Source organism: Alloprevotella sp., from assembly GCF_057240785.1.
Genome location: NZ_DBHHRH010000002.1, coordinates 1 through 12,629, shown reverse-complemented (window position 1 = coordinate 12,629; position 12,629 = coordinate 1). Strand labels below are relative to the sequence as shown.

Annotated in this window: 9 protein-coding genes; 1 reads left to right on the top strand and 8 read right to left on the bottom strand. The window is 46.9% G+C overall.

What is annotated here, in order from left to right:
• Positions 1-64: 64 nt before the first annotated feature.
• Together ACO4R2_RS00365 and ACO4R2_RS00360 are read right to left on the bottom strand one after the other, a co-directional pair.
• On the bottom strand, positions 65-1,987 hold the full coding sequence (locus ACO4R2_RS00365; RefSeq protein ID WP_484768746.1) for an AAA domain-containing protein: 1,923 nt from the start codon (positions 1,985-1,987) through the stop codon (positions 65-67).
• A gap of 78 nt (positions 1,988-2,065) precedes the next feature.
• On the bottom strand, positions 2,066-3,013 hold the full coding sequence (locus tag ACO4R2_RS00360) for a hypothetical protein (protein ID WP_484768745.1): 948 nt from the start codon (positions 3,011-3,013) through the stop codon (positions 2,066-2,068).
• Between the two features lie 129 nt (positions 3,014-3,142).
• Here ACO4R2_RS00360 and ACO4R2_RS00355 point away from each other — a divergent pair, with 129 nt between their 5' ends.
• Positions 3,143-3,832, top strand: coding sequence for a hypothetical protein (locus ACO4R2_RS00355; protein ID WP_311490212.1), 690 nt, complete (start codon positions 3,143-3,145; stop codon positions 3,830-3,832).
• Positions 3,833-3,871: 39 nt separating this feature from the next.
• On the opposite strand, the gene ACO4R2_RS00350 is transcribed toward ACO4R2_RS00355, so the two are convergent.
• The 6 genes from ACO4R2_RS00350 to ACO4R2_RS00325 form a co-directional block, all read right to left on the bottom strand.
• Positions 3,872-4,846, bottom strand: coding sequence for a leucine-rich repeat domain-containing protein (locus tag ACO4R2_RS00350; RefSeq protein WP_484768744.1), 975 nt, complete (start codon positions 4,844-4,846; stop codon positions 3,872-3,874).
• 448 nt (positions 4,847-5,294) lie between these two features.
• Positions 5,295-6,119 carry an oxidoreductase gene (locus ACO4R2_RS00345; protein WP_484768743.1) on the bottom strand — a complete coding sequence of 275 codons (825 nt, stop codon included), beginning with the start codon at positions 6,117-6,119 and terminating at the stop codon, positions 5,295-5,297.
• 119 nt (positions 6,120-6,238) lie between these two features.
• Positions 6,239-8,065: a DNA helicase RecQ gene (gene recQ / locus ACO4R2_RS00340; RefSeq protein WP_484768742.1), complete on the bottom strand. Its 1,827-nt coding sequence runs from the start codon at positions 8,063-8,065 to the stop codon at positions 6,239-6,241.
• 33 nt (positions 8,066-8,098) lie between these two features.
• A complete protein-coding gene (dnaA, locus tag ACO4R2_RS00335) occupies positions 8,099-9,436 on the bottom strand; it encodes a chromosomal replication initiator protein DnaA (RefSeq protein WP_311490208.1) in 1,338 nt (445 codons plus the stop codon).
• A 228-nt stretch (positions 9,437-9,664) separates the two neighbouring features.
• A complete protein-coding gene (locus ACO4R2_RS00330) occupies positions 9,665-10,591 on the bottom strand; it encodes an MlaD family protein (protein ID WP_311490207.1) in 927 nt (308 codons plus the stop codon).
• Between the two features lie 42 nt (positions 10,592-10,633).
• Positions 10,634-12,250 (bottom strand): N-acetylmuramoyl-L-alanine amidase, encoded by a 1,617-nt coding sequence (locus ACO4R2_RS00325; RefSeq protein WP_484768741.1) that lies wholly within the window; start codon positions 12,248-12,250, stop codon positions 10,634-10,636.
• Positions 12,251-12,629 lie beyond the last annotated feature (379 nt).

The window sequence follows — 12,629 nt, the reverse complement described above, 5'->3', positions numbered from 1 at the left end:
GCAAAACAGCAAAAGGAAAGATGCCAATAGATATAGCTAAACCTCCTTCTCTCTTATCGCCCTCTTAGGCGCGCGCTTCTGCTGAGTCTTCGTTTTGGCGGAGGGACTGGATGGTCAGTTTGCTGCAATTATCGTATAGTTTCTTATAGAATTTATGTCGGCAAAGCGTCGTGCTCGCTCCTAAAATGATGAGTTTCATTCGCGCTCGTGTGATGGCAACATTCATGCGGCGCAGATCGTTCAGAAAACCAATCTCGCCCGCCTCATTAGCTCTCACGAGCGACACGAGGATAACATCGCGCTCTTGCCCTTGAAAGGCGTCAACAGTGTTGATAGTGATCGACTTGCGCAAAGGGCGCAAATAGGAATTTTTCTTTAGCAGAGCGCGGAGATACTGCACTTGAGCTTTGTAGGGAGAAATGATGCCGATGTCGATGCGCTCTTCGAGGAGGCGTTGTCGCCCTATGCGCTCGGCGTAGTCAATGAGTGTGGCGAGTGTGAGCCGTGCCTCCGCCTTGTTGATACGGCCGTAGCTCGCTCCAATAAATTGTTCGTGAAAATCCTCTTGCCCTTCGTTGTCTTCTCCCGCCGTATCAACCCACACAAGTGGCTCATCCATGTCGGCCATAATGCCGCGGTGGCTTACTTCTGGTGCGGCTTGTAACTTTCCCTCATAGAACCATTCGGAACTGAATCGCATCAGTGCTTCGTTCATTCGGTATTGCACCGTCAGTAGGCGTACAGCTTCGGGATGTGTCTCCGCGAGCGTTTCCATGAGCGTTTTATCCAAGCCTCCATAGCGCGCTGCGTTGCTTTTGATAGTCGGGGGCAACTGGCAGTGGTCACCTGCCAGCACGAAGCGGTCGCATTTTCGCAGCGCTATCCAACACGCCGGTTCGAGAGCCTGTGCAGCTTCGTCGATGAAAAGGGTATGGAAATGGATGCCTTGCAGGAGTTGGTTGGCACTGCCCACTAAGGTGCAAGCCACCACTCGTGATTGATCGAAGAGAGCATTGCGGATGCGAAGTTCCAGTTCGTCAGCCCGCTCCCGAAGACGCGCAATCTTTTGGTGGAAACTCTCGCTGCGACCTTTGCGCGGTGTGGAGTAGAGTTGGCGAATGGTGTGGCGTATGCTCCACAGGGTGGAGTAGTCGGGGTGGCTTTCGAAGCGTCGCTCGTAGGTGAAACTCAACATCTTGTCTGTCACGCGCGACGGATTACCAATGCGAAGCACGCTTACTCCGCGATCAGCAAGTTGTTCCGAAATCCAATCGACAGCCATGTTGCTCTGAGCACACACCATCACTTGTGGTTCGCGCCGCATCACCTCCATGATAGCTTCCACAAGCGTTGTGGTCTTTCCCGTTCCCGGTGGCCCGTGTACTATCATAACATCGCGTGCCGCTAACACATCATTAACGGCCTGTTCCTGAGAGGCATTGAGCCATGGTAGGTTCAGACGGAGCAGGTTCTCCGTTCTGCTCACGGGATTCCTACTGCGAATGATGTCGCGCAGTTCTGCCAAGCGGTTTCCACGGGCACTGATGACCGCATCAAGGGCTTCGTTCATAAGCTTGTACGAAGTCTCGTCAAAATTCAGTTGAACACCGCCATTCTCCAATGCTTGCAATTGGGACAGTGCCTGCTCGTTGGGCAGAACCACCACCATCCTGTCGGCTTCGGCATAACTGATTGTGCCGCTAAAGTTGAGGTATGTCAAGTTATCGCCGTTCTGTTGTGAGAAAAAGCAGACAGAGCGACCATATTCAAAGTTGTGTTCAATATCAGAGTCGGTCGAGCGATGAATTTCCACCACTAAGCGATCGAGCGAGTTGTAATAGCTGCGCCCCACGGTTACGGGAAACCAACAATCGCCACGTTTCACCTTTCGTCCGATACCGAACGCCTCCGTTTCGCGGCGGAACTCATTGCGTTCGAACTCATATTCTTTCTGAAGCAGTTGTTTTTGTTGTTGTAGGGAAAGCATGTGTTGTGGAGAATCAGAGAGAGAAAAAAGGAGGTGAGAGTGGGGCAGTTGCGCTCGATGGAGCAAAGGGTTTTTCTCTTATGGCAGTATAGGTTTGTCTGTAATAGGTTCTGCTGTAAAGCCTTTGCCTTGCAGGATAGGGTGCTCATAGCGGTTCAGCTCATTGCTGGGATAGGCGGGCAATGAAGGTTCTGCTGTTGGCACATAAAAGAGAGAACCCACACGGAGAAGCGACCTCTCAATGCGTGGTGTGAGATCGAAATCGAAAAACACTTCATCGCCTGCATTCCATTTTCGACGAATGACGGCGTAGCCCTTTTCGATGGTGCAAAACTCCTCGCGCCCATTCACATAAATGAGTGGCATCGTTTTCTGCCACGACGGAATGAAAAATCGGAGCTCCAGCGGTGTCTGACTCTTCAAGCCACCAATGCGCAGTTGCACCCGACTTCCAAACGGCATCCTACTGGTCTGATCCAGCGTGAGCGCAAATTTTGGTGTGACAATCCGAGCAAAGACGTTGAGATAGAGATTGATAGAAACACCCTGCTCGTCTGTGAGATACATCCACTGTGTAGCATCTACCACGGCTTGTTGCGCCAGATGCTGCTCGAATGTTTTTGTTAGCAAGGCCGGCATGAGCTGATTGAAGAGAGCTTCGTTGAGCGAATCGCAGTAGCGCGCCTCACCCGTCCATCGTAGGAGCGGTAAACAATGCTGAATGGTGCTGATAGCTTCATAAACGGATTGCGGAGCTGTGAGCGTAGACTGCTGCGGTGTAGGGGCAGTTCTCAACAGAGCTTTCACGTCTTTCTTTCGCCATTCCGCGAGCGGTCGAGGCATGGCAGGAGTAGTCCCAATCATGCCCGCCATTCGGAGGTTTGTTTGATCCTTGCTCAAGAACACTACACTGTCGGCACTAATGCCGCGCAACGGGCGTTGGCGCAAAGTTTGTGCTTGCCCAATTGTTGCCGTGTAAAGGCAAAATAAAAGTAGTGGCAAGAGCCGTATCGTTGAGATTTTCATTACATTATTTTCGTTCAAAGTTACGCGGAAAATCCCAACTGATAAAGTTTTACATGTTTTTTTAGCTTTTGTTAGTAGCGCAAAAAAGGTAAAGTCTCTATCTTTGCCACAAAAGCAAAAGCAAATCCGATGAAGCATCTGATAAGTTTATTCTTGATATTGTTTTTCTTGTGCCAAACTCTCAGTGCACAGGATGTTGTTGAATCCCTCTCTGTTGATACAACAACCGTTGCCGTCGCAGCCCACAAACCGCTGGCCCAAAACGAAGCTTTGCAGCCGATTCTCGAGGTGCGCAATCCCGCATATAGTGCATTCTCTCCGTTCTATGGCAATTTCTGGGGCGGTAGCTGGTCGCTACATCCTGGCCTGAACGTACAGTTCGGCATGAGTGCTTCTGTAGCTTTCGGGAAACATGCACCCAGTGGGGTTGGTTTTGGCCAAAACGTGGCGTTGGCGTATGTAAAACCTGTCAGTACGCGACTGCTCTTTGCTGCTGGTGTTTTCGCCAACCACATGAAATGGGGCGGATATGGCGGTACTGAACTGGGAGTGGGTGTTCTTGCAGCCTATCGAGCTACAGAAAAACTCGATGTGTACGCCTATGCCACGGCAAGTTTAGTGCCCAAAAGCGCACTATTATGGAGTCCTTACTATTGGGACGCTCCTGCGAAATATCGCGTAGGGATGGGAGCCAACTGGAAGGTGAGCGACAGCTTCTCGCTCGGTTTGAGTGTTGAAGCCTCTAAGCGTGAGGGCTTCAATCCTTATCAAGTTGAAAATCATAACCTAATGAAACCTTATCGCGGTCTCGACTGGTAACAACTCTTTTAGGTGTAGAATCATCGCTGCCTTTGTTGCTTAATCAAAGTATTCCGAATCATTATATTTAGCGTCAAGAGCAAGCTCTCCCGAATCTCTAAAATATAAGCTTCCTTCTATTGATACAAAGGTTTTGTTATCAGGATGCACCGTGATGTAAGGAACATCTTGAGGATTGTCTATACATTCTTCATAATAGAAGTCGGGTGCTATTTCTTTCAAGGTAGAAGGAAGAGACACTCGGCACATTGCTTCAAAAGCATCGAAGTCTATTCGTTCAACGCCTTCTGGAATGTCTATTTCATCAATCCATAACAATCCTGCTAACGCTTTGGTTCCTATCGTTTTGATACTTGAAGGAAGGTTAATTTTTTCTATGCAACAGAGATTGAAGCAGCCGCATGGTATGGACACCAAAGAGTTGGAAAGTCGTACCTTTTCGAGGTCTGACATCAGAAAGGCATTATCTCCTAACTCCACAACGGAATCCGGCATACATAGCTGAGTTATGCCAGCTAAGATAAACGCACCTTTCCCTATACTCTTCAATCCTTGGTTTAGTTTGATTTCAGACATCATTTCATAGCCACAACAAGTGCCAACACCAATGTGTTCCACATGCGGGGGGATGACCACGCTCCTTGCTTCAGGAATGTGAACAAGTGTTTTCCGATCATCTGAGAATACACAATTATCTGCCACTACGAAATCCTTTGTGTGATGTGAGTTGAGAAAGAGTTTTAATAAAACATAAAGTTTTTCGCCGTCTTCCGTCATGTAGCTATACAGTTCCTCTTCGAACGACCAAGTAAAGCCGTTATCATACTTATAATCAGATATAACCAGATTTTCAAATGAGATACGCTGATATTTAGTGTAGTCAAACTCTTTTGCTAACTGGGTAAAAGTGTCAGCAGAGACATTGCCGGTCAAGACAATATATACAGGAGATCCATTCTTACTTTCCCATTCTTGTAAAGACTCCTCACCAATGGTATATGTAGCTTTTTTCATGTGTTTGTTTAGGTTGTTATTATAAAGAGAATACTTATTCTTGTTCTATTATTTGCATCAAAAAGTCTGATTCCTTTTTCTTCGATCTGAAGTTTTGTTGCCATTTATCTGTGGCTAAATCTAATGGAAGCGTCATATTTTTCTATCACCTATTTGGCAGGTAAAAATACTCCTTTTTGCATAAATATGCACCCTTTTTGAAGAGAAATAGATAAAAAGCCGTTTCTTAAAAGAGTGGTTCATTTCCGCAATATCCTTAAGTTGGTATTGCAGATTTTTGTTGAGTCCTCGTACAGCAGGCGTAGATGAGTGAAGATGGGTATGAGTAGGAGTGGGTGTTATGCGACACCGCTGGTGTCGCACAGCACCCACCTTCCTCACCCCAAGCTTTTATTTTTTGCCGTTACGTTGTCACGCTTTGAGTGTAAGATCCTAAGAACGTATATACCTAAGTTTGAAAAACATGCATCATGATCCAATCGAACCATCGTGTGGGGAGAATAGTATGTAAGAAGACAAGAGGCTTTGCTCCGAATCCGATGAGATAGCGTGCTTTAGGCCGATGCGCATTGATTGCTTTGCTGATAGTATTTGCTATGACTTTGGGGTTACTCATCATGTTGCCACTATATTGTTTGCGCATTCCTTCTGCTGTTTTGTGAGCTTGCTTTTCGTATGCTCCTCCTTTAGAACTTTCTTCTAAATGATCGGCTGCGATGTATCCCCATGGTGTTTTGATGCCACCAGGTTCGATAATAACTACATTTATTCCAAATTGCTTTGTTTCCATGCGTAGAGCATCACTAAATGCCTCTAAGGCGTATTTAGTGGCATGATACCAAGCTCCGAAAAAGATTGTTAAGCGTCCGCCCATAGAACCTACATTTATTATCGTTCCGCTACCTTGCTGGCGCATATACGGGAGAACCTTTTTGGTGAGCATAGCAACACCGAATAAGTTGACATCAAACTGCTTGCGTGCTTCCTCTATATCGACATCTTCAACGGCACCGTATGAACCATATCCAGCATTGTTTACTAATACATCAATTTTACCTTCTGTGGTAATGATTGTTTCTATGGCTTTGTTTATGCTTTCTTCTGATGTTACATCCACCCACAGAGGTTTTACACCAAAAGCCTTTAGTGTTTCCATCTTTTCAATCCGGCGTGCTGCGCCATAAACGATGTGTCCTTCTTTAGCTAATTTTTCTGCTGTTTGATACCCTATACCACTACTGGCACCTGTCAGGATAATTACCTTTTGTTTCATCTTTGTTATCTTTTAGTATCCTTTCTGCTTCTGGGTGCAAATATAATGGAGCCTTTCCTAAATCTGTGTGATGATTTAGCCAAGAACTTTGATTGTGAATGTTGCAGGAGGAGTGCTTCCTATCTGTTGATTTCTTCTAAGAACACCTCTCCGTACTTTGCTTTTTTGAAGTCGCCAACGCCAGGGACGCGGTCGAAATCGTCCAGCGTGTGTGGACGGAGTGTTGCCATGGCGTGGAGTGTGCGGTCGTTGAATACGACATAGGGCGGGAATCCTTGTTCTCGAGCCAAGCGCAAGCGGAGATCTTTGAGGCGTTCGAACATCTCTCCGTTTGTGACCCCACGCTGTATTTCTTCCGCATCGAAGAGAGAGAGGGTATCTTTTTCCTTTTGGCGCGCTGCCTTTTTTTCTTTCTCCTTTCTCTGGAAATCTTCGTGCTGAATTTGGGCAAATTCGATGGGGCGACGGCCAAAGAGGACATCGCGCCCTAAGGTGGTAATCTTTAGGTGGTCGCCCTCGTTGTATGCCACCTCCACAAGCCCGAGTTGGAGCATCTGTAGCAGATAGTCGCGCCAGTCGTGAGCCGTTACGTCCCGCCCTGCGCCAAATGTCTTTAGTTGTTCATAGTGGGAGGAGCGGACAGTGGGCGAATAGGTGGCACGCAAGATGTCGATAACTGTGCTGAAACCGATGCTTTCCTCGGTGCGGGCGATGGCCGAGAGGGCTTTCTGCGCGAGCGTAGTGCCATCGAAGCGTGTCGGAGGATTTTTGCAAACATCACAGTTGTGGCAGTCGGTGCTTGTTTCTTCACCAAAATAGTTGAGCAAGATGCGGCGGCGACAGACACTGGCTTCGGCATATTCTCGCATGCGGTTGAGGCGTTCCATATTGATATTCTGTTGACCACTATCCTGAGCGAAACGTTCAAGCTGAATGATGTCGGCATAATTGTAGAATAGGAGTGTGTCGGCAGGGTCGCCATCGCGCCCAGCACGTCCTATCTCCTGATAGTAGCTCTCAATGCTTTTGGGGAGGTTGTAGTGGATGACCCAGCGTACGTTGCTCTTGTCGATGCCCATACCAAACGCTACGGTGGCAACAATGATTTGAACATCATCGTTGATAAATGCCGTTTGTGTTTTGTCGCGAACATCGGCTGATAGTCCAGCATGGTAGGAGAGTGCGCGAACGCCTTTTGCTGTGAGTTTTTCAGCTACGCTCTCCGTTGTCTTGCGCGACATGCAATATATAATGCCTGCTTGTCCGGGGCGTTCGCGCAAGAATCGGAGAATGGCTTTGAGTTTTTCGCTTCCGTTAAAGCCGCGAATGACCGTCAGAGAAAGATTGGGACGATCGAAGGAGGAAACGGAAATATAAGGGTTGTGCAACCCGAGCTGTTTGAGAATATCCTCACGCGTCACCTTGTCCGCCGTGGCAGTTAAAGCCATCATCGGGACATCAGGTAGTCCGCGACGGATTTGTCCTAATTGCGTATACTCGGGGCGGAAGTCGTGCCCCCACTGGCTAATGCAGTGAGCTTCATCGATAGCGATGAGCGAAATTTTAGCGCGAGAAATCCACCCGTGCAAGGAAGCTAATAATGCTTCGGGGGAAAGATAGACGAGTTTGTATTTCCCGTTTACACACGCCTCTTGGAGTTGCACGCTCTGCTCAAGCGGGAGTGAACTGTTGATGGCGCAAGCGGGAATGCCTGCTTCTAAGAGACTTTCCACTTGGTCCTTCATGAGCGAGATGAGTGGGGAAACTACGATGGTTAGACCCGGAAGAAGTGCTGCCGGTATTTGATAGCACACCGATTTCCCGCCTCCAGTAGGCATCAGCACAAAGCAGTCGCGCCCGCCAAGTACTGTGTCGATGATTTCGGCTTGCTTGGGGCGAAAGCTATTATAACCAAAGTATTTTTTGAGAGCTTGTAGGGGAGACATGAGTAGAAGCCCTTTCCTTAATAAAAACAGATTTTAGTTCTTAAAACCTGCTTCGATTTCTTCCACCTGGTGGCGGAAGTTCTTTTCAGTTGACAAGCGACGCTTCACCATACTGCAAGAGTGGAGCACAGTGGAGTGGTCCTTCTTGCCCATTTGTCGTCCTATTTCGGCGTAAGACAAATCCGTGTATTTATGGCTGAGGTACATAGAGATTTGGCGAGCCTGTACGATGCCCTGCTTGCGAGTTTTCGACATGACTTCTTTTTCTTTCACGCCGAAATATGTGCAAACATGGCGCGTAATGGTGTTGAGCGAAAGTTCCTTTTTTGCCAAATTGATGGCTTGAGAAACGATGCGTTCTGCCAGAGGTAGTGTGATTTCTCCACAGAAATCTACGATGGAATAGGCCATGATAGAACTAATGATACCTTCCAAATCGCGAACGCTACTATCTACGTGGGTCACAATGAAGTCGACTACTTCTTTGGGAAACTTGAGTCCGTCGCGACGAATCTTCGTCTGAAGAATAGCCCGGCGCAGAGCTAAATCAGGTCGTTCTATCGGAGCCATCATTCCCGCGCGGAAACGCGTTAACATGCGTTCTTCAATCCCTTCAAACTTTGCCGGTTCACGGTCGCTGGAGATGATGATCTGCCGGCCGTTCAGCTGCAGGTGGTTGAAGATATGGAAGAAAGCTTGTTGAGTCTTGGTGGTAGTAAACTCTTGAATGTCGTCGATGATAAGCACATCTATCGTTTGATAGAAGTGTATGAAGTCATTCTGAGTGTTATTGCGCACAGAATCAATAAACTGCGTTTTGAAAAGATGTGCAGGAACATAGAGTACACGCTTATCGGGATAGAGCTTCAAGAGCTTGTGCCCAACGGCAGAAATAAGGTGAGTTTTGCCCACTCCGCTGGGACCGTAGAGGAAGAAAGGGTTGAATGTCTTTCCAGGATGCTCTGCGATGGAAAGAGCCACAGTGCGTGCCAACTTATTGCTTTGTCCCTCCACAAAATTGTCGAACGTAAAATTCTGATTGAGGTTCGAATCCAGAGGCGGTAGTTTCGGCTCGGGATGTGCGGCAGGGCGTTGTGGTTGGTTTTCATCATCGGGAGAAGTTATGATCGTATATTGCAACGAAGTGCCAACGCCGAACGCTTGCTCAATCGCACTGGTCATCTCTTTAAGGAAATGCCCCTCGATATATTCTGTAAGGAAACGATTGGGAACACCAATTCTCAGCACGTGGCTTTCATAGCTTACGAACTGTACGGCAGAGAACCACGTCCTAAATTCCTGTTCGGAAATGCTTCTTTTAAGGATGGAGAGGAAAACCTCCCACTGGTCTTGCTGATGGGTGTTACTCATTATGTATATCTTCCTTCTGTTTAGAGAAGTGGTTGCAAAATTCGCAAAAAAAACCTAAAGAGCAAAATTTTAAGCTTGTGTATTCGTATCTTTTCCTTCTGCTATTCTTAGCTTTTTAGTGGGTGATGGAAGAGGCAGATAAATGCCGACTACCATGGTGTGTGGTGGCCGGCACTATGCATTATGTAGCTTCTTAGTCTATCTTTGTAGCATCCGAAGGAGCTATTCTCATTTGTCTTTTCTGCCAAACACGCTGAAGTGGACGTAGCGTTTCGGATGCGCCTTGAGGTCGGTGACAAGAGAGTCAGCATGTTGAACAGTGCGGTTGAGATTATCGTAAAGTCCACGATCGTTCATGAGCATTCCTAAACTGTTGTCTTTTGAGTTGAGTTTGGTATTGAGCTGTCCAGACAGGTTGTTGATATTACGGGAGAAACCTTCTACTTCATTCAGTGCGGAATTCACCTGTTTCATAGTGGATTGTACATCCACGCCTGCCAAGTTTTTGCTAAGTTTATTCAGGTTTGTACTTGCTTGGTTGAGTTTTGCCATCATCTGTGGCACATCGCGCCCCATCATCGTGTTGAGTTGTGCACTCGTGGTGCGGAGGTTTGCCGAGATAGCTGCTGCATTGTGTAGCATCTGTTGTAGAGCAGGGTCGCTGGTGAGGCGTGTGAAATTAGTTAGGATAGAGTCAATCTTCGGAATGAGAGCTACCATTTGCGGAACGCTCTGCTCCACTTTTGACATAGCTCCCTCGTGTGGACCTCCTTTGAGCGTGTCGCCTCGTTCTATATATTGTGTGGGGTTAGGACCGAGGACGAGATTCATCGTCACACCGCCCATGAGCGATGTTTCAAGTTCTGCCTTTGTCCCTTTGGGGACGCGCATTTCTTTATCGAGTTCTACAGCAACTACCACCTTATTAGTGCGATCGTAATCGTATTCAATACTGCGTACAATGCCTACGGGATACCCATTGGCATAGACGGCGTTACTGACCGTTAGTCCTTGAATGTTTTCAAACTCTACATAGTAGGTATTAGACGACTTAAAGATGTTAACACCTTTCATGAAATTGATTAGGCCGTAGAGCACAGCGATGGCTACAATGGCTGTCAAAGCAATCTTTACTTCTTTTGTGAAAAAACGCATATTGTTCTGTATGTGTTGATTGTCGGGTGAATGTATGTATAATTATTTTTTCTCGTTACCTTGAAACTTGACGATAAAAGCATCGGGATATTTCTTTTGCAGCTCTTTGAGTGCGCTGCGTGCTTCTGCTTGAGAGGCATAGTTGCCCGACGTGTATTTGTAGAGTTTCCCCTCGTGATAGCATCGCACATCGGGGAGTCCCTTAAAGCGTGCATCAGTGGTGGGGAGTTTTGTTGGCGTGGTGGCAAACTGCAAGCAGAAGGTGAGCTTGTTTTGCTCTTTAGCAGGTTCGCTTCTCTCAACTTTTTTCGCTGCGGAATGCTTTTCCGAGTTAGCGGACGACTGTGCGGAAACTGCCAGATCTTTTTCTTTTACGATGAGATAACTCTTATATCGCGCTGGTAGTTTCTTAGCTGCTTGTTCGGCTTCGGTTTTACTATTGTAGTGCCCCGTTGTGTAGATATAGAGGTTACCTCGCTTCGTACATTTCACATCTTCCATTCCGCGGAAAGTGGGATCTTTGAGCGAAACCTCCGTTGAGGTAGCAGCAAACTGGATTGTATACGTTGGGCCTGTTGGAGTTTTTGCTGCGGGAGTGGGCTTGATCGTTGTAACTTGTTTTTCCTCTTTGCGAGGTTTCGGTTTTGTGGGTTCTTTGCGTGGCGTTGCCGTTTCTCTGTGGGTTGGCTTTGCTGGAGCATTCTCTGCAGCTTTGGTATTTCTTTTCTCGGCAATGATTGTTGTTTCTGTATCCTCTTTCTCTTGAGGAGCAACAATGGGAGTGTTGCTTGTTTCTACTGGCACAACCTGTACCACTGTGGCATCCTCCTTCGGCGTAGTCTCCGTTGCGGAATAGTTGCTGAAGATGGGAGGTGGTAGAGTCTTCCCTACGTATCCGTGCTGCTTGCGATAGTCTATAAAACCATTATATATAGCCGTACTGAGCGTGTTGATTCCTTCTTTGGAGTTGAGAAACGTTTCTTCTTCAGGCGTTGAGATAAAGCCTAATTCTGTTAGCACAGCGGGCATACTGGTTTTGCGAAGTACGAGGAATCCCGCTTGATGCACGCCTTTGTCCTTGCGATTGGCGCGTACATAGTGTTTCTGGATGCAGCGTGCCAAGTCTATGCTCTGTCGCATAAATTTGTCCTGCATAAATTCGAAGATAACATAACTCTCCGCTTTGTTGGGGTCAAAACCTTGGTAGCGTGTCTGATAATCCTTTTCGTAGGTGATAACACTATTTTCGCGTTTTGCCACTTCGAGGTTAGCTCCAGCACGCGCCATACCGAGAGTGTAAGTTTCCGAGCCGTAAGCTATGCGTCCAGCTGGTAAGGAGTTGGTATGTACAGAGATGAAAAGGTCCGCCTTGGCGTTATTCGCAATATCGGCGCGCGTGTCGAGCGGAATAAAAATGTCCGTCTTGCGCGTATAAATCACCTTTACATCGGGGCAGTTTTGCTCCACCAAATTACCGAAGGCGAGTGCCACTTGAAGGTTTATATCCTTTTCTTTAGAGAAACCACCCACTGCTCCTGCATCATGTCCGCCATGACCTGGATCGATTACCAGAATAAAGTTTTTATCGGCCCAAGTAGTGGTGCTACCAATGAGCAGAAAAGCGATTGTGAGCAGTACGTGTCGTAATCTTCCGAACATATCAAGACAAATATGCGGCAAAGGTAAAAATAAATTTCCATACACACATATTACTTTCTTCTTCCTCCTTTGGAAATGGTCACATTTTCATTTCTTTATGCAATTAGAGTCAATCTTAGTGTGGGAGTATATAGGGTTTGATCGTAAATATCCTTATTGCGTTTTCAAATACAATAAGGCTGTCAGCTGAAAGCCTTATTGCGTCAGCTGGCGCGCTTATTGTGGCTGAGGTGTGAAGAGAGAGGTTAGAAAATATGAGCAATTCTCCTCACTCCCTATATCTTTATTTCTGTTTTATGTCGTAATGTCGTCACACTTTGAATTTAATAACCCCAATTCGGTTTAAGAAACGCTCTTTCATGAGTTTCTTAAAACCGCA

What these genes read in the sequence shown, in the direction of transcription:
- ACO4R2_RS00365 (WP_484768746.1), bottom strand. Translation starts at nt 1,987, where the DNA reads ATGCTTTCCCTACAACAACAAAAACAACTGCTTCAGAAAGAATATGAG.
- ACO4R2_RS00360 (WP_484768745.1), bottom strand. Translation starts at nt 3,013, where the DNA reads ATGAAAATCTCAACGATACGGCTCTTGCCACTACTTTTATTTTGCCTT.
- ACO4R2_RS00325 (WP_484768741.1), bottom strand. Translation starts at nt 12,250, where the DNA reads ATGTTCGGAAGATTACGACACGTACTGCTCACAATCGCTTTTCTGCTC.
- ACO4R2_RS00350 (WP_484768744.1), bottom strand. Translation starts at nt 4,846, where the DNA reads ATGAAAAAAGCTACATATACCATTGGTGAGGAGTCTTTACAAGAATGG.
- ACO4R2_RS00345 (WP_484768743.1), bottom strand. Translation starts at nt 6,119, where the DNA reads ATGAAACAAAAGGTAATTATCCTGACAGGTGCCAGTAGTGGTATAGGG.
- recQ (WP_484768742.1), bottom strand. Translation starts at nt 8,065, where the DNA reads ATGTCTCCCCTACAAGCTCTCAAAAAATACTTTGGTTATAATAGCTTT.
- dnaA (WP_311490208.1), bottom strand. Translation starts at nt 9,436, where the DNA reads ATGAGTAACACCCATCAGCAAGACCAGTGGGAGGTTTTCCTCTCCATC.
- ACO4R2_RS00330 (WP_311490207.1), bottom strand. Translation starts at nt 10,591, where the DNA reads ATGCGTTTTTTCACAAAAGAAGTAAAGATTGCTTTGACAGCCATTGTA.
- ACO4R2_RS00355 (WP_311490212.1), top strand. Translation starts at nt 3,143, where the DNA reads ATGAAGCATCTGATAAGTTTATTCTTGATATTGTTTTTCTTGTGCCAA.